The sequence below is a fragment of the Paraburkholderia strydomiana genome, from assembly GCF_046030495.1.
Taxonomy (GTDB): Bacteria; Pseudomonadota; Gammaproteobacteria; order Burkholderiales; family Burkholderiaceae; genus Paraburkholderia; species Paraburkholderia strydomiana_A.
In genome coordinates this window covers 532,506-555,780 of sequence record NZ_JAQQCJ010000001.1, presented here as the reverse complement: position 1 = coordinate 555,780, position 23,275 = coordinate 532,506, and the positions used below count along the sequence as shown (strand labels likewise).

Annotated in this window: 21 protein-coding genes, 1 tRNA gene and 1 riboswitch; of the genes, 6 read left to right on the top strand and 16 right to left on the bottom strand. The window is 61.3% G+C overall.

Annotated elements, in window-relative coordinates:
- Nucleotides 1-336: 336 nt before the first annotated feature.
- Nucleotides 337-1,278, bottom strand: a complete 942-nt coding sequence (locus PQQ53_RS02500) for an aldo/keto reductase (RefSeq protein WP_408140126.1) — start codon at nucleotides 1,276-1,278, stop codon at nucleotides 337-339.
- Between the two features lie 270 nt (nucleotides 1,279-1,548).
- Here PQQ53_RS02500 and PQQ53_RS02495 point away from each other — a divergent pair, with 270 nt between their 5' ends.
- The 5 genes from PQQ53_RS02495 to PQQ53_RS02475 all read left to right on the top strand — a co-directional run bounded on the left by PQQ53_RS02495 (nucleotide 1,549) and on the right by PQQ53_RS02475 (nucleotide 8,492).
- Nucleotides 1,549-2,724, top strand: coding sequence for a flagellin (locus PQQ53_RS02495; RefSeq protein ID WP_408140124.1), 1,176 nt, complete (start codon nucleotides 1,549-1,551; stop codon nucleotides 2,722-2,724).
- Between the two features lie 136 nt (nucleotides 2,725-2,860).
- Nucleotides 2,861-4,387: a flagellar filament capping protein FliD gene (gene fliD / locus PQQ53_RS02490; protein ID WP_408323221.1), complete on the top strand. Its 1,527-nt coding sequence runs from the start codon at nucleotides 2,861-2,863 to the stop codon at nucleotides 4,385-4,387.
- Nucleotides 4,388-4,404: 17 nt separating this feature from the next.
- Nucleotides 4,405-4,713 carry a flagellar protein FliT gene (fliT, locus tag PQQ53_RS02485; protein ID WP_408140120.1) on the top strand — a complete coding sequence of 103 codons (309 nt, stop codon included), beginning with the start codon at nucleotides 4,405-4,407 and terminating at the stop codon, nucleotides 4,711-4,713.
- A 211-nt stretch (nucleotides 4,714-4,924) separates the two neighbouring features.
- Nucleotides 4,925-7,303 carry a tetratricopeptide repeat protein gene (locus PQQ53_RS02480; protein WP_408323220.1) on the top strand — a complete coding sequence of 793 codons (2,379 nt, stop codon included), beginning with the start codon at nucleotides 4,925-4,927 and terminating at the stop codon, nucleotides 7,301-7,303.
- 43 nt (nucleotides 7,304-7,346) lie between these two features.
- Nucleotides 7,347-8,492: a DegT/DnrJ/EryC1/StrS family aminotransferase gene (locus PQQ53_RS02475; RefSeq protein ID WP_408140117.1), complete on the top strand. Its 1,146-nt coding sequence runs from the start codon at nucleotides 7,347-7,349 to the stop codon at nucleotides 8,490-8,492.
- 53 nt (nucleotides 8,493-8,545) lie between these two features.
- Here PQQ53_RS02475 and PQQ53_RS02470 read toward each other — a convergent pair whose 3' ends face one another.
- From PQQ53_RS02470 to PQQ53_RS02405, 14 genes are all read right to left on the bottom strand, one after another.
- Nucleotides 8,546-9,283, bottom strand: a complete 738-nt coding sequence (locus tag PQQ53_RS02470) for an LbetaH domain-containing protein (protein WP_408140115.1) — start codon at nucleotides 9,281-9,283, stop codon at nucleotides 8,546-8,548.
- Nucleotides 9,284-9,406: 123 nt separating this feature from the next.
- Complete coding sequence (locus tag PQQ53_RS02465; protein ID WP_408323219.1) at nucleotides 9,407-10,387, bottom strand: transketolase family protein; 981 nt, start codon at nucleotides 10,385-10,387, stop codon at nucleotides 9,407-9,409.
- Nucleotides 10,388-10,401: 14 nt separating this feature from the next.
- Nucleotides 10,402-11,223 (bottom strand): transketolase, encoded by an 822-nt coding sequence (locus PQQ53_RS02460; protein WP_408140111.1) that lies wholly within the window; start codon nucleotides 11,221-11,223, stop codon nucleotides 10,402-10,404.
- Nucleotides 11,224-11,240: 17 nt separating this feature from the next.
- Nucleotides 11,241-12,023: an SDR family NAD(P)-dependent oxidoreductase gene (locus tag PQQ53_RS02455; protein ID WP_408323218.1), complete on the bottom strand. Its 783-nt coding sequence runs from the start codon at nucleotides 12,021-12,023 to the stop codon at nucleotides 11,241-11,243.
- Nucleotides 12,020-12,442 carry a gluconate 2-dehydrogenase subunit 3 family protein gene (locus PQQ53_RS02450; RefSeq protein ID WP_408323217.1) on the bottom strand — a complete coding sequence of 141 codons (423 nt, stop codon included), beginning with the start codon at nucleotides 12,440-12,442 and terminating at the stop codon, nucleotides 12,020-12,022. Before PQQ53_RS02450 ends, PQQ53_RS02455 begins: the two co-directional genes overlap by 4 nt.
- 2 nt (nucleotides 12,443-12,444) lie before the next feature.
- Nucleotides 12,445-14,049: a GMC family oxidoreductase gene (locus PQQ53_RS02445; RefSeq protein WP_408323216.1), complete on the bottom strand. Its 1,605-nt coding sequence runs from the start codon at nucleotides 14,047-14,049 to the stop codon at nucleotides 12,445-12,447.
- On the bottom strand, nucleotides 14,046-14,516 hold the full coding sequence (gene fabZ / locus PQQ53_RS02440) for a 3-hydroxyacyl-ACP dehydratase FabZ (protein WP_408152761.1): 471 nt from the start codon (nucleotides 14,514-14,516) through the stop codon (nucleotides 14,046-14,048). The genes PQQ53_RS02445 and fabZ overlap by 4 nt, the downstream gene beginning before the upstream one ends.
- A 23-nt stretch (nucleotides 14,517-14,539) precedes the next feature.
- On the bottom strand, nucleotides 14,540-15,757 hold the full coding sequence (locus PQQ53_RS02435) for an acyl-CoA reductase (protein ID WP_408323215.1): 1,218 nt from the start codon (nucleotides 15,755-15,757) through the stop codon (nucleotides 14,540-14,542).
- The gene (locus PQQ53_RS02430; RefSeq protein ID WP_408323214.1) at nucleotides 15,738-16,820 is read right to left on the bottom strand and encodes a LuxE/PaaK family acyltransferase; all 1,083 of its coding nucleotides are present in this window, start codon (nucleotides 16,818-16,820) and stop codon (nucleotides 15,738-15,740) included. The genes PQQ53_RS02435 and PQQ53_RS02430 overlap by 20 nt, the downstream gene beginning before the upstream one ends.
- Nucleotides 16,799-18,223: an AMP-binding protein gene (locus PQQ53_RS02425; RefSeq protein WP_408323213.1), complete on the bottom strand. Its 1,425-nt coding sequence runs from the start codon at nucleotides 18,221-18,223 to the stop codon at nucleotides 16,799-16,801. The genes PQQ53_RS02430 and PQQ53_RS02425 overlap by 22 nt, the downstream gene beginning before the upstream one ends.
- Nucleotides 18,220-18,459 carry an acyl carrier protein gene (locus PQQ53_RS02420; RefSeq protein WP_408140096.1) on the bottom strand — a complete coding sequence of 80 codons (240 nt, stop codon included), beginning with the start codon at nucleotides 18,457-18,459 and terminating at the stop codon, nucleotides 18,220-18,222. The genes PQQ53_RS02425 and PQQ53_RS02420 overlap by 4 nt, the downstream gene beginning before the upstream one ends.
- Nucleotides 18,460-18,472: 13 nt before the next feature.
- A complete protein-coding gene (locus PQQ53_RS02415; RefSeq protein ID WP_408140405.1) occupies nucleotides 18,473-19,117 on the bottom strand; it encodes an acetyltransferase in 645 nt (214 codons plus the stop codon).
- A gap of 427 nt (nucleotides 19,118-19,544) precedes the next feature.
- The gene (locus PQQ53_RS02410; protein ID WP_408323212.1) at nucleotides 19,545-20,555 is read right to left on the bottom strand and encodes a sodium:calcium antiporter; all 1,011 of its coding nucleotides are present in this window, start codon (nucleotides 20,553-20,555) and stop codon (nucleotides 19,545-19,547) included.
- Nucleotides 20,556-20,673: 118 nt separating this feature from the next.
- Nucleotides 20,674-20,845: riboswitch (yybP-ykoY riboswitch) on the bottom strand.
- A gap of 471 nt (nucleotides 20,846-21,316) precedes the next feature.
- Nucleotides 21,317-21,392: transfer RNA gene (locus tag PQQ53_RS02405), tRNA-Arg, on the bottom strand.
- 274 nt (nucleotides 21,393-21,666) lie between these two features.
- Here PQQ53_RS02405 and PQQ53_RS02400 point away from each other — a divergent pair.
- Nucleotides 21,667-22,572: a c-type cytochrome gene (locus tag PQQ53_RS02400; protein WP_408323211.1), complete on the top strand. Its 906-nt coding sequence runs from the start codon at nucleotides 21,667-21,669 to the stop codon at nucleotides 22,570-22,572.
- 101 nt (nucleotides 22,573-22,673) lie between these two features.
- Here PQQ53_RS02400 and PQQ53_RS02395 read toward each other — a convergent pair whose 3' ends face one another.
- Nucleotides 22,674-23,267 (bottom strand): hypothetical protein, encoded by a 594-nt coding sequence (locus PQQ53_RS02395; RefSeq protein WP_408323210.1) that lies wholly within the window; start codon nucleotides 23,265-23,267, stop codon nucleotides 22,674-22,676.
- Nucleotides 23,268-23,275 lie beyond the last annotated feature (8 nt).

Below are 23,275 nucleotides of genomic sequence, written 5' to 3'. Positions count from 1 at the left end.
ACGGGTTAATTTGCGTGGCGGGAGACCGCTCACGCGCCGGCCCTCCGGTCGTTTCGATTCATGGCCAGTAACAGGCAAACGCGGGGAAACCCCGGCCAAACCACGAATAGAACGAGAGGCAAAGCGGCCACGGAGGCCGGAAAAGAGAGGTGTGTGGAGCTCACCGCGGAACGCGGACAGACGTATAACAGAAGCCACGCCTGTTGCCGTTTCGCCAACCTTTCATCAATGAAAAACACTGACGAAACAGGCAAAGATCTCAATTCACTCCCGATGATATCAGGAAACCCCCCATCCTACCAGGGGTTTAGCGATTGCGCCAGGTCTCCTGGACGATCAGGCGCTCGCCTCGTCCAGTTCGCGGATGTCGTCGCCGGCCAGCATCAGGTGGACGGCCGCCGCGAGGCTTTTGAGCTGGTCCACCGAGGTCGCGCTAGCAATTGGGGCCGTAACACTTGGCCGCGCAATCAGCCAGGCCAGCGCGATGGCGGCCGGCGTGCTGCCGTGCCGTTCGGCGACGCGGTCGAGTGCCCCTAGAATCCGCAAGCCGCGCTCGTTCAGATACTTTTCGACCCGGCTGCCACGCGCCTTGCCGGCCAGATCGGCCTGTGAGCGGTACTTGCCGGACAGAAAGCCGCTCGCGAGGCTGTAGTACACGACCACGCCGAGCTGATTGGCAAGTGCCACCGGTTCGGTATCACGCTCATATTCCGCGCGGTCGTACAGGTTGTACTCCGGCTGTAGCAGCTGATATTCGGGCAATCCGTGCTGGCGAGCCACGGCGAGCGCCTCTTCGACGCGCGCACCGCTGTAGTTCGACGCGCCGATCACCCTCACCTTGCCCGCTTCGATCAGCTTCTGATATGCGCCGAGCGTTTCCGCGAGCGGCGTGTCGGTGTCGTCGTCGTGGGAAAAATAGACGTCGATGTAATCGGTTTGCAGGCGACGCAGCGAATCTTCGACCGCCGCCTGAATATTCGCCGCCGACAAACCCTTGCGCTGCGGATGCTTGGACACCTTGGTGGCGAGCACGATCTTCTCGCGCTTGCCGCTCCGCCGGAACCACTTGCCGAGGATCGTCTCGGACTCGCCGCCCTGATTGCCGGGCACCCAGGCCGAATAGACATCGGCGGTATCGATGAAATCGAGTCCGGCATCGACGAACGCATCGAGAATCGAAAACGAAGCGGCTTCATCGGCGGTCCAGCCAAATACATTGCCGCCGAACATAAGCGGCGCGACCTGCAATTCGGAACGGCCAATCCTACGCTTTTGCATGCTTTCTCCCAAGGTTTTTACACTAAAGAAAAGCAGAATACGCCCTCTTTTCAATACCTGCAGTGCGCCCGCCGAACAAGGCTGCGAGCGGCTTTCAGAGGCAACGCCAGTCAATGGGCTCGCAAAGCGTTTGATTCTCTACCGCACAAAGTTCCTCAAGTTTTTTTTACACGCGCCGTCAACCTTCACTGAGGCGGCCAGCAATGAACGAGTGCTTCCCGCCGATGCCAACGTGGCGTATGGGCTCAAGGCTTATTTAGGAGATTTTCCATGCTCGGAATTAATAGTAATATCAACTCGCTGGTTGCACAGCAAAACCTTACCGGCTCGCAGAGCGCCCTGTCGCAAGCCATCACGCGTCTGTCGTCGGGCAAGCGCATCAACAGCGCGGCTGACGATGCAGCAGGTCTCGCGATCTCGACGCGTATGCAAACCCAGATCAACGGTCTGGACCAAGGCGTGTCGAACGCAAACGACGGCGTGTCGCTGATTCAAACGGCATCGAGCGCACTGTCGTCGCTGACCTCCAGCCTGCAGCGTATCCGCCAACTGGCCGTGCAAGCTTCGACCGGCACGATGTCGTCGTCGGACCAGGCTGCGCTGCAAAAAGAAGTGGCACAGCAAATCCAGGAAGTGAACCGTATCGCGTCGCAAACGACGTACAACGGCACGAACATTCTGGACGGCTCGGCTGGTATCGTCGGCTTCCAGGTTGGCGCGAACGTTGGTCAGACGATCAACCTCGACCTGAGCAAGGGCATGTCGGCAGCTAGCCTGGGTAGCGGTTCCCTGGCAACCGGCCAACTGGCTGGCACGATCAGCGGCCTGAACATCGACAGCACGACCGGCGCGGTTGCAACTTCGGCAGCGTCGAGCTCCAACCTCATCACGTCGATCAACGTGCTGTCGGACGGCCACGGTGGCTTCACGTTCACGGACCAGAACGGCACGGGCATCAGCGCAACGGTCGCTGGCTCGATCTTCTCGACGGGTACGGCAACGAATGCAACGACGGGCGCGCCGATCACCACGCTGACGATGTCGACGGCTGCATACGACACGACGAACGCAGCGCTGGGTACGGCTATCACCGATGCGACGGCACAGATCGGTGCAGTCAACGCATCGAACACCACGGTGTCGAACCTCGACATCAGCACGGTTTCCGGCGCAAACGTCGCGATGGTCGCAATCGACAACGCACTGACCGCCGTCAGCAACCTGCAGGCAAGCCTCGGCGCAGCGCAAAACCGCTTCACCGCGATCGCCACCTCGCAGCAAGCTGAATCGACCGATCTGTCGTCGGCACAGTCGCAAATCACCGACGCGAACTTCGCGATGGAAACCGCGAACCTGAGCAAGGCACAAGTGCTGCAACAAGCCGGTATCTCGGTTCTGGCGCAAGCAAACTCGCAGCCGCAGCAAGTTCTGAAGCTCCTGCAGTAATAGCCAGGTAGTTCGACCGGACAGCGCGCGCCACAGCGCGTTGTCCGGTTTTTGGCTATTGGATGCAGGCTTTGCCTGACATCCTGAATTGTTGTTACGCCTATCACGCAGATTCACGAAAGCACGGAGCATTTCGATGTCCACGGTATCGTCTTCATCCGCATCGAGCGCAGCAGCCGCGAGTATCGCCGCCGACAAGACAGCACTGCAGCAGGCCATGCAGTCGGTCATCAGTGGCGCGACCGGCAACACGTCGATGGATGTCAATTCACTTGTCACGGCGCTCGTGAATTCGAAGACGGCCGGACAGGTTGCAACACTCGCGGCGCAGCAGAGCACCGACAACACCCAGATTTCGGCATATGGCGCGCTTTCAGCCGCGCTGAGTGCCTTGCAGACCGGACTGACTTCGCTGTCGAACGGCTCGCTCCAGTCCACTTTCACCGCCACGATGAGCGGAACGGGTATCACCGCGACGGCAGCCACCGGCGCAGTGGCGGGCAGCTACAGCATGTCCGTCTCGCAGGTTGCGAGCTCGCAGGCGCTTTCTTCGGCGGCCTTCACTTCGACCCAGCAGCTCGGCACCGGCACGCTGGCTATCTCGCTCGGCAGCAAGTCGTTCAACGTATCGGTCGACAGCAGCAACAACACGGTTGCCGGCATCGCCGCGGCAATCAACAGCGCAAGCGGCAACCCGGGCGTGACTGCGACGGTCGTCAACGGCACTGACGGCGCCCACCTCGTGCTTGCTTCCTCGTCGACCGGCGCGTCCAATACGATCAGCGTCGCAGTCAACAACCTGAGCGGCGACAATGGTCTGTCGAGCCTTGGCGTGACCTCGACCGCCAGCACGACGGGCGGCCAGTCGACCTTCACGTCGGCGGTCGGCACCAGCGCGTGGACGCAGAGCAGCGTGGCTCAGGACGCCGAATTCAGCATCAATGGCATTGCCGGGTCGAGCTCGACCAACTCGGTCACGAGCGCGATTTCGGGCGTGACGCTAAACCTGACCTCGGCCGCCGTCACCACGCCGGCGAGCACGCAAACGCTCACGATTGCAGCGGACACAACGTCCCAGGCCAGCGCGATCAACAACTTCGTCACGCTGTACAACACGCTCGTGACGACGATGGGCACCTTGACGCAGTACAACGCCAGCTCCACGTCGCAAGGACCGCTGCTCGGCGATTCCACGCTCAACACGATCAACAACACGCTGGCTTCGATCGTCGCGAGCGGTGTGAAAGATGGCAGTACGTCGCAAAGCCTTGCCTCGATCGGCATTTCGCTGCAAGCAAACGGCACGCTGCTGGTCGACAGCACCACGCTCACCTCGGCACTGCAGAACAATTCGTCGACGGTCGCCTCGCTGTTCAATTCGACCAACGGTATCGGCGAACAGCTCAATTCCAGCGTCACGAACTTCACGCAGACCGGCGGCATGATCGACGTGCGGACCACCGCACTCAATAGCGATCTGACGAGCATTACGACGCAGCAAACGAATCTGTCCGACTACATCGGCCAACTGACGAGCCAGTACTCGGCGCAATTCACCGCGCTCAACACGCTGATGGCGACGACCAGCAACAACTCGGCGTATCTGACGCAGCTGTTCGGCGGCACGAACAGCGCCGGCGCTCTCGCGACGAACAAGAGCTAACGCACGGAGATCCGGTCGTGGAACAAGCTACTCAAGTCGAAAAAATACTGGCGCTGACGCGCGAAATCGAGCACGCGGCGGCGCTGGCCGATTGGCCCGAAGCCGCACGCCTCGCCGAAATCCGTTCGCCGCTGATCATGTCGCTGGACGCACAGCAGGTCCAGGGTTCACTCGACACGTTCCGCTCGATCGTCGAGCGCGATGCGGTGATCTTTGCCGACGCGCAGTCCACTCAGGCGGAGTTGCAGACGGAGTTCAACAACGCGATTCGTCGCGTGAATGCAGTCGGCGAGTATCACAAGACGGCGCTGATGTCCGCGCGATGAGCGCGCCGCCCAGGTAACCAACAACAACATACGCACCGGAGTCATGGTGTGCTCGTTTCACTCCTGCCCGCCTTGCGCGGGCATTTTTTTGCTCTTACGGCGACAAGCCACATCATCAGGTGAATTGGCAGTCTTTTTGCCGTCACTTCCGCCCTTAAGGCTGCGAATTCCGACTTGATAATCCAACGTACAGCTTCCTCGTGCGAGCATCATGTCCATCCAATTCGATTTCTCGGCTCTTGAGCCCCTGTCACCTGAACAGCAGCGCGCTCAGGACATCGCACTCGTCATGCAGAGCGCCGTCGAGCAGTACCACAATGGCGAGTTCGGCGACGCTCAAGCCCTTTTCGAGGCCATTCTCGAGGCGATGCCGAACCATCCAGATGCCAACTACAACCTCGGCGTGGTCAAGGTCCAGACCGGCCATCCGGCTGAGGCGGTACCGCATTTCGAAGTCGCTTTGGGCAGCAGCCCGGCTAACGGCCAGTATTGGGTCGCCTATATCAACGCCCTGTTCCAGAGCGATCAGCTGACTGCTGGATGGATGGCCGTCGAGATGGCGCAGCAACAGGGCGTTCGGGGTCCGGCGCTCAACGGCTTGATCACCCAGCTGGCTCATCCGGAAAGGCGCCTGGATGTCACGCCGCTTGGCGGTCCAAAGACGTCTCAAGATGTCAACCTGATCATCGGCGAGCAGGTCGATGAGCCGGCCGAGGAGCCTGTCAAGGAAACGCATGCGCCGGTAAAAGCGGGCCTGATCCATCAGCCTGGCAAGGCGGAGATTCAAAAGCACAACGCGCTCTTGCACAAAGGCCAGTTTACGGAAGCGATTGCACTGGCGCGCAAGCTGGTTTCCCGCTATCCGAAAGGCAGCGAGGCCTGGCGCGCACTGTCCGTCGCACTTCACAAGGACAGCAGGTTTCAGGAGGTGATTCAGGCTTCGCGCAAGGCGATCGAGCTGGATCCGGGCGACATCATCTGCCGATTGCTGCTCTCCGATACGTTGCGCCACGCAGGCGCACTGCAAGAAGCGGAAACCCAGTCGCGCCAACTCCTCGCCATCGCTCCGGAACACGCAGAAGCGCACCGGGTTCTCGGTGTCACGCTGATCGCTCTCGGGCGCCGCGCCGAGGCGATCGCATCGTGTATGCGAGCCGCAGAACTCGCGCCCCGTTCAGCAGCCGTGCACAGTTCGCTGGGCACGCTCTACCTCGGCATCGGCGCGATGGCGGAAGCAGAAAAGGCCTTGCGCACCGCCCTCGAAATCGAGCCGGCGAACAGCAACGCGCGCAGCAATCTGTTGTTCTGTCTGACACACAGCAGCACCATCGATAAGGCGGCGCTGTTCAAGGAACACTGCGTATTTGGCGAAGTGCACGACGTTCCTGTCTCTGCCGGCGGCCGACGCTACGTGAACAAACGCGATCCTGAACGTAAGCTGCGTATCGGGTTTGTTTCCGGCGACTTGTGCAATCACGCGGTGGCCTACTATTTCCTGCCCATCGTGCAGCATCTGAGCCGGGAGCCGAATCTGTCGCTGCACTTCTACTACACCTTCGGGGTAGAAGATCACATGACAGCGCAACTGCGCAAGCTTGCGACCACCTGGAACAAGGTGGGCGACCTGAGCGATACGGCGTTGAACAAGAAAATCCGCGACGACCGTATCGATGTTCTGATCGACCTTTCGGGACATACGGCTCACACCCGGATCGTCGCCCTCGCGCACAAACCGGCGCCTGTTCAGGCGTCCTGGATCGGCTACCCGGGCACGACCGGGATGCGCGCCTTCGATTACTACATCGCGGACCGCTTTGTCGCGCCGATCGAAGAATTCGCGGAAACGTTCACCGAAAAGTTGGCGCTCCTGCCCTCGTCGACGGCCTATATGCCGCCGCCGAACTGCCCGCCAATCAATGCGCTGCCCGCGCTTCACAAAGGCTATATCACCTACGGCAGTTTCAATCGACTGAACAAGCTGAGCCCCGATGTCGTCGCGTTGTGGAGCACGATTCTGCGTGCACAGCCGACCTCGCGCATGGTCATCGGCGCGATTGGCAGCAAGCTGGACGAAGACACCTATCTGGAATGGTTCACGGCGGAAGGCATCGACACCAGCCGCCTCACGTTCTGCCCACGTGCGTCCCTGCCTGTCTACATGCAGCAGCACCACCACGTGGACATCTGCCTCGACACGTTCCCATACGTGGGCTCGACGACCACGCTCAATGCACTGTGGATGGGTGTTCCGACGGTGACCATGCCCGGCACGTCAATGCCGAGTCGATGCGGCGCCGGTTGGCTTGGGCAGGTTGGACTCGACGAGTTCGTTGCGCAAAACAAGGAAGAGTTTGTTCAGAAAAGTATCGAGCTGACGCGCGATCTGGACGCCCTGAATACGCTTCGCATCGCCATGCGTGAACGTTGCCTCGGCTCCGTGCCGTTCCACCCGGAAAAGGTGGCCGGCGGCCTCGCGATCGCGTTGCGCACGATGTGGAAACGTTGGTGCGCGGAAGAAATGCCGACCGCGTTCGAAGCGATCCTGCCGGAAGACTGGTGCCCGCCGCCCGTTGCCGAAGCAGCGGCCTGAGCGTTTCGCCCGAGCATTGTCCTTAACACACTGAAGACCGAACATGAACGCGAGCCTACCAGCTGAAGCCACTGCCGCGCTGACAGAGGAAACGCTATTTGTCACACAGCCTCTCCTGTCGCCGCTCGAGGACTTCATTCCCTATCTGCGGGAAATCTGGGACAGCAAGGTGCTGACCAACGGCGGCCCCTTTCACCAGCGGCTGGAAAAAGCGCTGGAGGCGTATCTCGGTGTCGAACACCTTGCCCTGCTCTCGAACGGAACGCTGGGTCTCGTCACCGCTTTGCAGGCGCTACGCATTACAGGCGAAGTCATCACGACACCGTATTCATTTGTGGCGACTGCGCACTCGCTTCTGTGGAACGGCATCAAGCCGGTCTTTGTCGACGTCGATCCGCACACCCTGAACATGGATCCGGCGAAGATCGAAGCCGCGATCACGCCGCAAACAACGGCCATCCTACCGGTGCACTGCTACGGTTATCCGTGCGATATCGACGCAATCCAGAAGATCGCCGACAACTACAATCTGAAGATCATCTACGACGCGGCTCACGCATTCGGCGTCAAGACCGATGGCAAAAGCATTCTGCGGCACGGTGATCTTTCCGTCCTGAGCTTTCACGCGACGAAGGTGTTCAACACCTTTGAAGGCGGCGCGATCATTTGTCCGGATGCCAAGACGAAGCAACGCGTCAACCACCTGAAAAACTTCGGGATCGTAGACGAGACCACCGTTGTCGCGCCGGGCATCAACGGCAAGATGAGTGAAATCAACGCCGCGTTCGGGCTGCTGCAACTCGAGCATATCGACGAAGCCCTGGTTCGCCGCCGTGAAATCTCCGTGCGCTATTGCGAACTGCTTTCAAGCGTCAAGGGGATCCATTGCCTGCCGGCCTGCGAGAGCCCCATCTCCAATCACGCTTACTTTCCGATCCTGGTCGGGGACGACTACCCAATCAGTCGCGACGCGTTGTACGAGAAATTCCGCGAGCGCAATGTCATCGTGCGCCGCTACTTCTATCCGCTGATCTCCGAATTCCCGATGTACCGCGGCTTGCCCACGGCTCATCGCGCGAATCTCCCTGTTGCAAGTGACGCCGCGCAGAGAGTGTTGTGTCTGCCGATCTTCCCGACGATGACAAACGAACAGATGGACCGTGTCATCGACATCGTCATGTCCTGCTGACGCCATAGCGCCGCCAGGCGGTTCATGGTCGACCGCCTGTCGGGCCGTGCTGGTCAGGCAGTCTGCGCGGAAACCGTGTCCGCAATCGCCATCGCGCTGTTTTTCAGCCGTTGCAGTTCGGCGAGCACTTCGAGCGCACGCCCCTCGTCCGCAGTGAGATCGACGAGGAAAGCGTCGTTGTTCGCCTTGATCCACTGTAGCGGCATATCCCACCACGCGAGTTCCAACAGGCGCTCGCGTACTTTTTCAGGGAAGCGGAAGCGCACCAGCCGCGCCGGCGAGCCGGCATAGATGCCATAAGGTTCGCTGCGAAAGTCGGGCGGCACCAGAGTCCGTGCGCCGATGACACACCCGCTCTCAATGACGCTGCCGCCAAGGAACAAGGCCTCGTCGCCGATCCACACGTCATTGCGAATCACCGTGTCTTCGTACTGCGGCATGAGGGCATTGTCGAGGCCGTTTCCGTAGACGCTGAACATGGTCGTCGATATGGTCTTCATCTCATGCTGACCATTCAAAAGAAATCTGAGCCGCAAACCACCGGACACATTCTTTCCGACGACCAGTTTCTGGGGAGTGCTATCGTACTTGACGATCGAGCCGACGCCCAGGCCCGAACATCGGCCGATATGAAAGGTTCCCTGCGGGGGCTCCTCGTCGAGCCAGTCCCGGAAAAACTTGTTCGGGATCGTCGAGTACGCCCCATCCTTGTAACCAATCACAATAAAGTGCTTCGAGAGAGGATGGGCCGGCAAAACGCCGATGCTGTCGTCCGATGTAACAACGTTCATGTCTGATTGATGTTCACTTAGGGTTAATCCAGCGGCGCCTCGGTGCTCGCCGCACACGCAACGCCCCGGGACTGCGCGGGGGTCTCGGCGATACGCTCGGAAGCGAGCGTGTCCAGGAACGTTTTACCCGGCGCACTCGCTCATGAAACCGGCAATACGCGAGGCTATCGTTGACGCGACCAGCCCGTTCTTTTCCAGCATGTACCGATACTCCCCCGCCTTGTCAAACCGGTCCGGCAAGCCGAGCATGAGTTGCGGCGGCGCCGCCTTTTTCGACGCCTTATATTCGGCGACAGCACTCCCCAGCCCGCCAATCACCGAATGCTCCTCAACCGTAACCAGTACCTTCGACGCCGCCATTGCCGCATCGATCGCTGCCGTGTCCAGCGGCTTGAGCGTGTGCATGTTGATCACGCCGACCGACTTGCCTTCGGCTTCCAGCAACTTCGCGGCCTCCAACGATTCGTGCACCATCGTCCCGTTGGCGATGATCGTCACATCCGAGCCGCTGCGCAGCGTGATGGCGCGGCCGATGCGGAAATCGTAGTCTTCGGTATAAACCGGCGGGTTGTTCACCGCACCCGTCAAGCGGATGTACATCGGCCCCTTGAATTCCGCCGCGGCCTGCACCGTCTTGACGATCTCCACGCAATCGGCCGGGCACACCACCGTCATATTCGGAATCGAGCGCATCACCGCCGCGTCTTCGATGCCGTAGTGCGAATTGCCGAGAAACGCCATCGACACGCCACTGCCGATCGCCACCGCCTTGACGTTCATTTCCATGTAGCCGAGGTTCATGCGGATCTGCTCGGCCGCGCGCATGGAGATGAACGGCGCGAACGAGGTCGCGAATACGTTGTAGCCTTCCTTGGCGAGGCCGGCCGCGACACCGATCATGTTCTGCTCGGCAATGCCGATGTTCAGGAATTTCTCGGGATAGGCCTTCTTGAAGCGGTCCAGCCCGGAGGAATTGCCCAGGTCCGCCGACATCACCATCAAATCGTCGTACTGCTCGCCGATCGACAGAACGGCCATACCGAACACACCGCGCGAACCGAGACGCGACCACTGACGTGCATTGCTTGCGTTGATTTCCAGCATTTTCCGGTCTCCGTTCATTCCACCGTGGCGGCCAGTTCAGCCAGCGCGAGGTCGTAATTCGCCTTCGTGAGCCGGTTGTGATGCCATTCGTTATTGTTTTCCATGAAGGAGATGCCTTTACCTTTGACGGTATGCGCGACCAGCACTCGCGGCCGGCCCGGCACCTGAGGCGCCTCGAAAGCCGCCAGCAGTTGGCCGATATCGTGACCGTCCACTTCGTGCACGTCCCACATGAAGCTGCGGAATTTCCCGGCGAGGTCTTGCAGATCCATGATCTGGGTGGCGTCGCCATCGCTTTGGAGTTTGTTGTAGTCGATCATCGCGACGAGATTGTCGAGGCGCAATTGAGCGGCGGACATCACCGCTTCCCACACCGAGCCCTCGTTGCATTCGCCGTCGCCAAGCAACACGTAGGTCTTGTGTGCCCGCTGTTTCTTCTTCGCTGCCAGCGCGATGCCGATCGCCATCGAAAGACCTTGCCCGAGGCTGCCATTCGACGACTCGATGCCGAGATCCATGTTCATGACCGGATGGGCAATCAGGTCGCTGTCGTTGGTTTGGAAACTGCTATACACCGTTTCGTCGATGATCTCCGCGGCCCGCAGGGCCGAGAAATAGCCGAGCACGCCATGCCCCTTGCTGAGGATAAAGCGATCCCGTTCGGGCCAATGCGGGTTCGTCCTGTCATAGCGCAATTGCCTCGCGTACAGCGTGGCCATGATCTCGACCATGGACAACCCGCCGCCCAGGTGCGTGCTCAGATTGCAGTGATGGCTGACTTCAAGGATCTTCTGGCGCATGAGGTGGGCCATATTCTCGATGTCGGAATAATTCATTGTGTCGTGTCCTTGATTCAAACCATGCCTCCGTCCACCCGCATGATCTGTCCAGTCACGAAGGAGGACAGATCGGAAGCGAGAAACAGCGCCATGTTGGCAATATCCTGAGGTTCGGCCGCACGCTTGAGCGCGGACGAATCGATCAACTTGTCGCGCGCCGCCTCCGTCATCTGGTCGAACATGTCGGTGCGGGTGACGCCGGGCGCGATCGCGTTGACGCGAATACCCGATGCGCCGAGTTCCGTCGCCATGCTTTGCGTCGCACGCGCGAAAGCGGCCTTGCTCGAGCCATAACCCAAGGTGCCGGAGTCGGCGACCATCGCGGCGGTCGATGCGATATTGATGATGGAGCCTGTCTTGTGGCGCGTCATCGAGCGGGCAAGACCCTGCGTCAGCAGAATCTGACTGAAGAAGTTGATCTCGAAGAGACGTCGCAACTCCGTCATCGAGGTCATTTGAAAGATCGCTCCGCTCGCTACGCCCGCGTTGTTCACCAGTACGTCCACGCGCGGCGCCGCGGCCATGATTTGCCGCACGGCCGCCTTGACCGACGCCTCATCAGCGAGGTCCACACTGACGGCCTGCGCGGCGATGCCGTGCTCCTTGGCGAGCGAGCCCAACCATTCGAGCGTCTCGGGCTTCGCTTCGCGCACACATGCGATCACGTTCGCGCCGTGCGCCGCGAACGTCTGGGTAATCGCCCGGCCAATGCCCCGGTTCGCGCCGGTAATCACGGCCACCTTGTCTTTTAACAACATCTGCAATCCCTGCTTGTCATGCGGCTGATCCGCTTTCACAGCGAATCGGTACTGCGCCAGATCGTGCCGCGCATATAGACCGGTTCGAGGATGGTCCAGTCGTCGGTATCGAGTTCGTTGCCGGCGGGAAACGGCGGCACCGCCCCCGCGGACGCCTGCGTCAATACCCGCCGGTCCGTGTAGTAGGCACGCATGACGTGCGTCAGAAAACTCGAGAAGAGACGCACGTCCACGAGCTTGCAACCGTTGATCGCGGCAAGCCGCTGGCTTGCATCGAGCTGTTCAAACGGCTGACCGAACCTTTCGCGAGCCACACCATCGATCATCGCCACGAACGCGTCCACCTGGTCGAATACGCGATGACGAAGCTGGTAGGCCTCGAAATCCAGCATCGACGCCGGCGGCATGCCCAGCGCGGCATCGCCCGGGAGTATCGTGTCCAGAATGAGTTCGATCATGATCAGCTCACCAGTTGACCCAGGTTGCGGCGCAGGTAGTCACAGGCCATCAGCGTCAGCGCCTGGGCTGTCGCCACGGGATTGACCGCCCCTGCCGTGACAAAAATGCTGCTGTCGACGATGAACAGATTTTTCACCGCATGCGCCTGGCCGTATTTGTTGACGACCGAATTGGCCGGGTCGTCGCCCATTCGGGCGGTGCCCATCAGGTGCCAGCCGGTATGTTTCACCGGAGCGAACGAGGCCGTCACCTTTGCGCCAGCGGCGGCGAATACCTGCTTGCTCATTTCCAGACCGTGCTTGAGCATGCGGCTGGTATTCTCGCCGAGCTTGTAGAACACCTTGACGCCCGGCATGCCGCTCGAATCGCAATGCTCGGTGTCGAGTTCGACGCGGTTCTCCCACTCCGGCAAATCTTCGGAGATCACGGCGATACCCGCGGTCCGGTTGTACAGCCGGTTGAATTTCTGATGATGATCCGCACCGATCGACACTTGACGCATGAAATAGCCGGAAACCGCGGTCTCGACCGGGGGCGCGCCGCGCAATACCTGCAAGGTGTAGCCACGCACGAAATCGCGCTCGGCGGCCGTCTCGTAGAACTGCTGGCTCAGGATGCAGCAGCCATGCGGTCCGATACTGGAGCGCAAGTCGTGATCGAACACGCCTTCGGTATAGGCGAGCGGATGCAGCATCAGGTTACGGCCAACCAGACCGTGATCGTTCAGCAGGCCATCGGGGAAGGCGCTCGACTGCGAGTTCAGCAGTAGCCGTGGCGTGCCGATGCCGCTGCACGCGACGACGACGATGCGTGCAGCGAGACGATGCTCCACCCCTTTGGCATCCCTATAGAGCACGCCGTCAGTAAGACCGCGGGCGTCGAGTGTGATCTCGCGTACGCGGCACTCGGTCCTGACTTCGACACCTTGCTGACGCGCGACGGGCCAGTAGGTGACATCCACACTGGCCTTTGCGCTTTGCGCGCAGCCCGTATTGCATGGGCCGAGATTGATACACGCGCCACGGTTGCCATGCTTGTGTGTATTGATGGCGCTATACGAAGGCCACCAGTGCCATCCTAACTCGTTGAATGCCGCGGCCATGGTTCGTCCCATCGGGCCGAGCGGGACCGGCGGCAGCAAGCTTTCGTAGTCGGGATTGGCAGGATCGCCGACCAGACCGGCGACGCCCATCATGCGTTCGTTCTCGGCGAAAAAGGGCTTCAGTTCGTTGTAGCTGAGCGGCCAGTCATCGCCCACGCCGTCCAGGCTCCGGGTGCGGAAATCCGACGGGTGAAAGCGCGGAAAGTGCGCCGAATACAGAATGGTGCTGCCGCCAAAGCCGTTGAAGTTGGCAATGGAAATCGGCGAGGCCGAGTCGTCGATCGGATAGTCGGCCGCGTTTCGCCGCACGGACGGATTGGAGCTATAGGCTCCGGAACGGCTCAGTTCCCAGTCGACGGACGTCGACGGGTAATCGGACGGTTGCGCGACCGAGCCCTGCTCCAGGCACACAATGCGCAGCGAGCGGTCGAGGCTCAGGCTCCACGCGGCGGCAGCACCGCTCGCGCCGGAACCAATGATCACAATGTCCGCGACTTCTTTCATGCCAGCGCTTTCTTCGGCAGATATTGTTCGAGAATTTGCGGAATGGTGATCAGCATGTCGGCTTCGCAGGCAATCTCGCCGTCAACCCTGGCGACGCCACGCCCTTTGCAGATGCCGCGTTTCCACGACAACACCTCCGTGTCGATTTCAAACTTCTTGCCGGGCAACACTTCCTTGCGATAGCGAACGGTGTGCTGCAATGCGTGCGTCACCATGCCTTTCAGACCCGGCAGCGTGGTGATGGCGACGGTCAGCATCTGCGCGAGCGCCTCGAGCTGCAGCGCGCCCGGCATATTGGGGCCGCCCGGAAAATGAACCGGAAAGTACCACTCGTTCATCGTCAGGTTCTTGTAGCCGCGCGCGTACTTTCCCGGGCTCACTTCATCGACATGATCGATCATCAGGAAGGGGTAGCGATTCGGCTGGTAAGCCTGCAGTTCGATGCAATTGAGACTGAACGTGTCCATCTATTCCTCAGGTAACCGGTGCGTCAATGAACCGCGACGACGCGCGAGAGGCTCGCAACGACATCGTAGCCATCCCACACGACATTCATATCCAGCGCGCGCCCGACCGGGACCACCCGGTCGATGCCGCGCAGCCGCTGTGAGACGACGAAATCCTGCAACTGCTCTTTATCCACGCCGAAGTAGGTGAGCGTCTGATAGCGCTCAGTCACGATCGGCGCGAGCTGATCCAGCGAAGCGATCGTGACTTCGTGAAGCGTGCCGAAATAGCCACGGCGTTCATCCTGATCCTGCACAACCGCCGAGAGCTCGACCCGGTACAGCAGATTGCCGTGCTGCCGGATCGCGACGACCTGCTCGTTGTCGTACGCATGGCGGCAAGCCTGGACGTATTTGTCCATGACGTGCACCGGTTCCGGCGCATAGCGCGGCGTCACATACTCGACCAGAGCCGGCCACAGACGCTCCTTCGCGGCTTCGACATCGCGCGGCTTGCCGATCCACGCCAACAGTTGCGGCGACGAGCAAGCCGCCTGATCCATCAGGTACAGGTCGTTGAAAAGGTGGTTGCAGAGCGTCCGCAAGCCTTCGGTGTCGAGTGCGAGTACCGCCTGCGGCTCCATGACCGACAAGGAATAGCGGTCGCAAAAGGCCACCTCGCGCGATCGCGGCCGGCAGGGCAGGCTACGCATATACTCGACGGTCTTGTCGCCGCCCCACACCAGACGCGCATCGGCAACGGAGAGCCAGAAGCGGTTGAGCCGATCGTCGCGCTCAAAGCGAGTCAACACGATACAGTCGGCCAGCGCCGCGTGGCGCTCCTGTTTCAGCAGTTCCGCGATCACGTCGACGATGAGTTGCGCCGTGGCCGAATCCCGCGACGGCAAGCGCAAAACGCACGTATTGCCCGATAGCAAGCCGAACGCGAGCGAGAACGCGAAGTTCACCGGCACGTTAGATGGGCAAATGTGAAACGACAGGCCGAGGCCCATGCGGACTTCGTCGCGCGAACCCTGCCGGTTGGCCAACTGCGTCAGATTCGAGCGCCGGCACCAGTAGGCAAAACTCACGACGTCCGGCAACGCGCGCGATTCGGGCCGCGCCAGTAAAGCGCGCGACAGGTCGGCGAGAAAGTCGATGCGCATGGCGTCGAACACCGGCGCAGGCCGGTTGGACACCCGCTCCGGATGCCCCGCGAGGATCTCGGTCCTGCGCTGGATGTCATCGGGAATACGTATCACTGCAACCCCTTGTCTCTGCATTCTGAATGCGGCCGTGCACCTTGAAATACGTGCCCTTGCGCCCGCACGCACAATCGTCGACACCGACGATTTCGCCCTGGTCCTCGCTCAGTAGCGAGTGTCCCGGATAGCTGTGCGGGATCACCGACAGCAACTGGATCAGCCCGGGCTTGCCTGGCGGCAGCGGACTGAAATCCAGCGGATCGCGAATGATCACGTCCGACCATGAGGACGCGTGCTGATGACCCTGTTCACATTCGACGAAGATCGAGCCTGTTTGCTCCACCATGCCGTAGTAGTTGTGCACGCGCTTCACGCCCGCAGCGTGTTCCAGCCGGCGCTTGAATTCCTCTGTGCTCACGGCCTGCGACTGGAGCTGCTTCCAGCCGCCGCCGTGAATCAGAATCCCGTGTTCGAGTGTTAGCGTGTCGCCACTTGCCTCGAGCGCCTGAACGAGGTGTTGCCAGACGATGAACGTGAAGCCGAACAGCAGAATCGGCTGATCGGGATACTTATCGAGAAAGCGGCGCACGCCTTCGAGATTGAGCGACATGTCGTCGTTCAAGGCGAATTCGACGTCACGCCCGAAGATCGAAAATCCGAGGATGCCCGCCGTGCGCGCCGAGAAGCGATAGCGGTCGGCCACTGTGGCACGGCAGTCGATCACCAGCATGGGCAACCGCTTCGGGCCGATAAAGTCGCCTACGATGCGCGACAGCACTTTGACCTGCAACGCCGAGGTCCGCTTGTCCAGAAAGATCTGCGAGACGCTTTGACCGCTGGTGCCGGACGACGTCATCGTCTTGATGACGTCGGCTCTCGGCACACTCAGCAATTGCTCGTGTTTGAAGAGCCGGACCGGCAGGAACGGCAACGCCTGCAAGCCGGAGGCTTCGCGTGGGCTGCCGAATTTGTCCACGATGGCGCGGTACTGAGGACAGGCGCCGTAGTGCCAGTCCGTCAGACGCTGAAGCTCACCGAGCAGCATGCGGTCCTTGTCCGCCTTCGAGAAGCCGAAGACGGGCCATTGCGGGACCTCGCTCAGGACAGTTGGCTCAGACATTGATAGTCCACCTTTCCTGTGGGTAGGCGTGGCAATTCGCGCATCAGGTTCACCGCGACGACCGACGGATGAAGCCCAAGCGACCTCGCCATGTCCTGGCGTAGTTCGTCGGAGGCGAGCTCCGGCGCATTGCCCACGTGAATGACCAGCTTGTCGTCGCTGCCGTGGGCCGCGCAAGCGAGGCCTTTGTCCGCGGCGAGCCGCTCGACGGCGTCGAGCGAGATGCGAATGCCGAGAATTTTCAGAAAGCGGTGGCGCCGCCCTTCGATGAAGAAGCAACCGTCTTCGTCGACGCGTGCGAGGTCGCCGGTGCGCAGTTGCCCCTTGTTCACGTCGCCGAGCTTCAGGTCAGCGGCGCTTTCGGCATAACCCATCGAAACATTCGGGCCTGCGTAAATCAGCTCGCCCACGATGCCAGGTTCGGTGACCACGCGCCCGTCGTCGCTCTCGAGCCACAGGCGTCCGCCGGGAATCGCACGGCCAATGCTGCCCGCTTTGCTCGCCATTTCTGCGGAAGCAAGATAGGCGATGCGCGCGGTCGCTTCCGTCTGACCGTACATCGAGAAAAACCGGATGCCCTTCTCGCGGCAGATGTCGGCAACCTGCTGCACCTTGGACGGATCCATGCGACCGCCCGCTTGAGTCAGCGTACGCACCGACGGCATATTGATGCGGCCAAGACGCAGCTTGAGCAGGATGTCGTAGCTGTACGGCACCCCGGCGAAGCTCGTTACCTGGTGCTCATTGACCTGCTTCCAGAAAGCAGGCGCCATGAGCGAATGGTCCGACAGGACCAGCGATGCGCCAGCGAGCAAGTGGCTATTGATGACCGACAGGCCGTACGAATAGTGAAACGGCAACGACGTGATGGCGCGCTCTTGCGGTGCGATCGCGAGGTACTCGGCGATCGACGCGGCATTGGCGGCAAGATTGTGCGCGCTCAGCCGCACCAGCTTCGGTGAGCCCGTGGAGCCCGACGTCGCCATCAGCAATGCAAGCTCCGGATGCAGTTCATGAGATACCGCATCGAGGCGGCGATATAAACCGTACGCGCCTTCCTCGTGCACCAGGGTGCCGTAGGGATGTGCTCCCGCCGCTTCCGCCGCTTCGGTCGCGGTGAAGATGTACGCCGGATCGTAGCTGCGAATCAAACGGTTCAGTTGCGCTTCATCGAGTCCCCGGCCAAGCAGGAGCGGCACGGCTCCCCGTGCCTGTGAAGCCAGATAACACAGCAGCGTCGGAAGATCGTTGCCGCCCACGATGAAGATCAGCTGCCGCGCTGGCAATTGGGCCGCGAGCCGGTCGATAGCCTGGTGCAGGTCCGCATAGGTGAGCGTGACCCCGCCCTCGGCAATGAGAGCCGTGCGTTCAGGATATTGCCGGCTGACGAACCCGGATTTCATAGCTCGACGCCGTACTTCTTGAGCTTTTCGATGCCGATCGTGTAGGAACCGAATTCGATGATGTCGTCGGTCTCCATCATGATCTGGAAGGCGTCTTCGAGCGCCGCGATCATGCCCATATGGCCGACCGAGTCCCACGCAGGAACGCACTGATAGACAAATTCCGCATTGAGGGCGTCGCGCGGAACCGAGAAGGAATCCATGAAGACCTTGTCGTACGTATCTTTGTTCGTCATTTCTTTACCAATCTCACTTGAAGACCTTGCGGTCATTGTTAGGGCGGGCGACGCGTGCTGGATTGCCCAAGGCGATCACATCGTCGGGGATGTCGCCGTACACGACCGACCCCATGCCAATGATCGAATTGGAGCCGATGCGCACGCCCTCCTTGATCAGCGCCCCCATGCCGAGGTAGCTGTTGGCGCCGATTACGCAGGCGCCGCCGATGTTGACCATCGACGATATGACGGTGTGGTCGCCGACCTGAACGTCGTGACCCACGATCGACATGGTGTTCACGCAAGCATGGCGGCCGAGTCTTGCGTCGCTTGAAATCGAGCAAAGCGGCGTGATGACCACGCCTTCGCCGAGCGTCGCGCTCTCCACCACCAGCGAGCTCGTGTCGACCACGCGCCCGAGCCGGGCGTTGGCCTCGCGCAGCTTTTCGCCGAGCTTTTCGCGCGCGGAGGGTTCACCCAGCGCGATCACGAACTCGGCCTCGTCCAGGTGCTGCTGAACCTCGAGGGCGTCGAAGCGATAGACGTCGGCGCCGTAGTGCGTGCGCTCGGTCCGAATATCATCGACGAAGCAGATCTGCTCCCAACGCTTCGTCACCGCGTTCTGGCGCCGCGCGACATCCATGACCTCTTTACCGAAGCCACCTGCGCCATACACAAAAAGTTTCAAAGTCACGATATAAACCGCACCAAGGGATGGGCCAACGTCGGGTTTCCAGGCGAAACGACCGGCCGGTCGGGCATCGGCCCATCACCCTTCGGCAGATCGCCGCCGCTCACGTCCGCACGGACAGACACCGACGCCCCGAGCAACATTTTCTGAAATTATGCCGTTGGCTCGCTGGGGTCGATCTTGGGAGATAGCACGGGAATAGCCGCCAATTTGAGGCATGGCGCGGCCGGGCGGCGGCGGCCTTGGCGGTTTTTTGTTCGTTGTGGGGCGGCTCGCTGGACAGGGCCCGCCAGGAAGATTTCCGTTGCGGAGACCTTTTGCGCGCCATGCGGCCGCCCCGCTTACCGCGCACCTTGCAGTGCGCGCGGCAGGCCGGTCAGCGAACCAGCCTGCGAGAGATCGCGCCGACCACTCAGCGCGTCAGCGTAATCGCAAGATACGCGGCATATAGCACCCCGGACACCAGCAGCGCCCACACCGGCACACCGCGCTCGCGCACATTGACACGCAGCCAGGCGGCGGAAGCCAGCGTGATGACGATGCCGGTCACGACTTCGACACGCGGCACCCACGGTGTCAGCAGAATCCCGATGGCGGGAAGCAGGGTGCCCTGGAATACCATCGCGCCGGTGATGTTGCCGAACGCGAGCGTGTCCTTGCCGCGGCGAATCCACAGAATGCTGTTGACCTTCTCCGGCAATTCGGTCGCAATCGGAATGATCAGCAACGAGAGCAGCAGCGGCGAAATGCCAAGCACCTGGGACACACCGCGCACACCATGGATAAACCCTTCCGCGCCCCATACCAGCAATGCAACGGCTAGCGCCAGTTGCAGCACGATGGTCGCGAGATTGGTCGGCACACCGAGGCGCGAGAGCAGCATCTTGCCTGGCGCTTCCGTGCCATGGCCCGCGTCGACGAGCTGACTCGATGCACGGAACGTCATCACCACGTACGTGACGTAGACGCCCACCAGCGCCACGCTGAACAGCGCGCGCACGATCATCTGCTCGTGCGGCACGTACATCGCAGCGGCCGCCAGCACGAAAGCGCACAGGAAATAGTTGATATCTCGTGTGAAGCCCGTGCGCTCGGGCGCGACCCAGCCTTTGACTCCGCGGGCGCGAAGAATGGCGAGCGTCATCAGAAAGGTGGACAGGGTGGAGAGCATGAGCGGCGCGCCGAGAATCGCGCCGACGCCGATTTCCTGGTTGACCGCGCTATCGGTGGTGCCGCCTGCAATGGCGAGCAGCGGCACGAGCGTTTCGGGCAGCGCGGTGCCGACCGCCGCAAACAGCGAGCCCGTCACACCTTCCGAGATTTTCAGACGTTCGCCGAGATGTTCCAGCGCATTGGTGAAGAGTTCGGCCGCCACCAGAATGACGACCAGCATGATCGCGAGTTCGAAGAGCAGACCGGTCATGCACGGCTCCCGGCGCACAAGCGGAAAGCATGGCCACTCGCCGTATGGCGGGCCAACGCAAACACACGCGGGGGGACGGATAGGGCACTACAGTGTTTCACAGGACAACTCCGCGGTCGGACGTAAGTGACGAACCAATGACGCACCGCCACCCGTCCGACCAGAACGAGGTAGTGCGTCAATGGTCTCGCCAAACCGACCCGGTCGAACGCGCCATGACCCGCAGATCAAGTATGTTGACGCGCTCTCCTTCAAGGAATGAAGGAAGGCTACTCCCCAGTGACCGGGGGATTCTAATGGCATGCGAGGCTTTCAACAAGCTTCTATAGCGCCACTCGTCGGATCGGCAATCGGCGCGCGCATATCTTGGGCATGATGTGCGGGAAGATCGCGCTATACAGCGGCGGCCTTGACGCCCCGGACCTTGCACTGTGCGTCTTGCAGACAGGCTGTTCCAGCGCGTCACAATTCGGCAAACTCAGATCTTTGACCTCACACACAGCCTGGATGATGTACTCGAGACTGTCTCCCTCGTGCATGAAAAACAGCGTAAGCGCGTACGGAGAAATCCCAGGATGGTGGTTTCGAGACGCTGCCAAACGCTCTCGATATTCTGATCAAGGAAATGGCAGGTGCGACATTGAAGCTGCGTTGAGGCAACGCGGCAGCGGTCGTTACCATGCCCGGCGCTTGCAGCAATGCGAAAGACGATTGAAGGGTAAAACTGGCTGGGGAAAATCGCGCTGAAACCTGACCAGATTTGGTGCGCCCGGCTGGGATCGAACCAGCAACCCCTGCCTTCGGAGGGCAGTACTCTATCCATTGAGCTACGGGCGCTTCAACACGAAAGCGCGGCAACCAGAACGGATGCGACGCCAAAGCGAGACCGCAAGGATACCCGGTTTCGGCCACACCGTCCACCGGACGGCCGATATGGCAGGCTCCGGGCCCTTCCGGCCGCTCCTTGCGCTCCGGGTAAACGCCTGCTGAACAGCCCGCCGCCGCCCTCGCCGCCGTCGAAATCTTGCGTCTATAATCGTCCGTGGCTGATATAGAACAAGAAGTTGCCGTCACGCTGTACCGCTCACATACCCACGGAGACGAGACAAGCATGAGCGAAGCACCACACGGAGCCCCGATCAAAACCCCAGCGCAACTTGTCGCCGCGATCATCGCCGGGTTTGCTGTGCCGATCGTCATCATCGTTCTGCTGGCGGTTTATGTCGATAATTCGACACGTACCGGCGCCGGCACCGACTCTCTCTCCGAAGCCGAAGTCACCGCCCGCATCAAGCCGCTAGCCCAGGTCGAAATTCGCGACGCCAATGCGCCGCGCGTCTACAGGAGCGGCGAAGAAGTCTATAAAGCCGTTTGCTCCGCATGTCACGCGGCGGGCACGGCAGGCGCGCCGAAATTCACCAATACCGCCGACTGGGCGCCGCGCATCGCGCAGGGCTTCGACACGCTCTGGCACACGGCGCTCGCGGGCAAGGGCGCGATGCCCCCGCGCGGCGGCACCAGCCCGGATGACTACAGCGACTTCGAAATCGCCCGCGCGGTGGCCTACATGGCGAACAATTCCGGCGCGAGCTTCCCCGAACCGGCGCAGCCGGCCGCAGGCGCGGCGGCGGCCTCTGGTGCGGCCGCGGCAGCCGCGCCGGCGGGCGCTTCGGACGCGGGTGCGGCCCAGGCTCAAGCCGCCGCGGCCATGGCCGCGATGGCGAGCGTCCCGCAAGCCGCGGCACCGGCAGCCGGCGCCGCCCAAAGCGCGGATGCGTCGCAAGCCGGCAAGGCGTTGTATCAGCAGGTCTGCCAGGCGTGTCACGCAGCGGGCGTGCTGAACGCACCGAAATTCGGCGACAAGGAAGCCTGGGCACCGCGCCTGAAGGAGCCGATGGACACGGTCTACAACTACGCGCTGCATGGCAAAGGCGCGATGCCGCCGAAGGGCGGGTCGAGCGCGTCGGATGCCGACGTCAAGGCCGCCGTCGACTACATGGTCAGCGCGGTGAAGTAAGGCTTTCGAGACGCCGCTCGCGGCGTTGGCCGCTAAACAAAAAATCCCTGCACGCGCGGTGATGCGATGCAGGGATTTTTTTATGCGCGATGCGTTTATGCCTATGTCAGGCACCGATGGCGCGGGTCCGGCGCCCACGCGGGACGGCTGAACGCGTCGGCAAAGGCCAATGCCGGCGTGCTGCGAGCGAGGGCCGTGAAACCCGCGTGCAACGCAGCGGGCGCGAGCCAAGGATAGTCCAGGCTCGCCTGCAATGCGTCGAGCAATGCGCCGTCGGCATCCGGCACCACGTCCATGCGGGCGATATGGATGTCGAAAGAGGTGACGACCGGCGTCTCGTCGAAGGTCCATCGATACACGCCGTGGCCGACGCGCAATGCCCCGCTCGCCGTCTCACGCATCACCACCAGCCAGGGCAGCGCGTCGATCACGCCGGCTTGCACGTCAAGCGAATCGCACACGTAGTAAGTCCGGCATCGCGAGTATTGCGCGCCGAAATCGGTGACGAGCGTTTTCGCGATCGCGTCGCTGCCGACGGTGCGAGCCGGAAACGCGATCGCCGATGTCGCCAGTGAAATGGTAAGCACCGCGTCCGCCGCGAACGCTTCGGCGATGCGTTGGGCGCGGGTGTTGTCTTTCGCGTCGATATAAATGTCGAGTGCGCGGCGATACGGTGCGAGCGGCGGCAAGGTCATGCGGGCGA

Coding starts and splice junctions, on each gene's coding strand:
- PQQ53_RS02500 (WP_408140126.1), bottom strand. CDS start 1,278: ATGCAAAAGCGTAGGATTGGCCGTTCCGAATTGCAGGTCGCGCCGCTT.
- PQQ53_RS02495 (WP_408140124.1), top strand. CDS start 1,549: ATGCTCGGAATTAATAGTAATATCAACTCGCTGGTTGCACAGCAAAAC.
- fliD (WP_408323221.1), top strand. CDS start 2,861: ATGTCCACGGTATCGTCTTCATCCGCATCGAGCGCAGCAGCCGCGAGT.
- PQQ53_RS02480 (WP_408323220.1), top strand. CDS start 4,925: ATGTCCATCCAATTCGATTTCTCGGCTCTTGAGCCCCTGTCACCTGAA.
- PQQ53_RS02475 (WP_408140117.1), top strand. CDS start 7,347: ATGAACGCGAGCCTACCAGCTGAAGCCACTGCCGCGCTGACAGAGGAA.
- PQQ53_RS02470 (WP_408140115.1), bottom strand. CDS start 9,283: ATGAACGTTGTTACATCGGACGACAGCATCGGCGTTTTGCCGGCCCAT.
- PQQ53_RS02465 (WP_408323219.1), bottom strand. CDS start 10,387: ATGCTGGAAATCAACGCAAGCAATGCACGTCAGTGGTCGCGTCTCGGT.
- PQQ53_RS02460 (WP_408140111.1), bottom strand. CDS start 11,223: ATGAATTATTCCGACATCGAGAATATGGCCCACCTCATGCGCCAGAAG.
- PQQ53_RS02450 (WP_408323217.1), bottom strand. CDS start 12,442: ATGATCGAACTCATTCTGGACACGATACTCCCGGGCGATGCCGCGCTG.
- PQQ53_RS02445 (WP_408323216.1), bottom strand. CDS start 14,049: ATGAAAGAAGTCGCGGACATTGTGATCATTGGTTCCGGCGCGAGCGGT.
- fabZ (WP_408152761.1), bottom strand. CDS start 14,516: ATGGACACGTTCAGTCTCAATTGCATCGAACTGCAGGCTTACCAGCCG.
- PQQ53_RS02430 (WP_408323214.1), bottom strand. CDS start 16,820: ATGTCTGAGCCAACTGTCCTGAGCGAGGTCCCGCAATGGCCCGTCTTC.
- PQQ53_RS02425 (WP_408323213.1), bottom strand. CDS start 18,223: ATGAAATCCGGGTTCGTCAGCCGGCAATATCCTGAACGCACGGCTCTC.
- PQQ53_RS02420 (WP_408140096.1), bottom strand. CDS start 18,459: ATGACGAACAAAGATACGTACGACAAGGTCTTCATGGATTCCTTCTCG.
- PQQ53_RS02410 (WP_408323212.1), bottom strand. CDS start 20,555: ATGACCGGTCTGCTCTTCGAACTCGCGATCATGCTGGTCGTCATTCTG.
- PQQ53_RS02400 (WP_408323211.1), top strand. CDS start 21,667: ATGAGCGAAGCACCACACGGAGCCCCGATCAAAACCCCAGCGCAACTT.
- PQQ53_RS02395 (WP_408323210.1), bottom strand. CDS start 23,267: ATGACCTTGCCGCCGCTCGCACCGTATCGCCGCGCACTCGACATTTAT.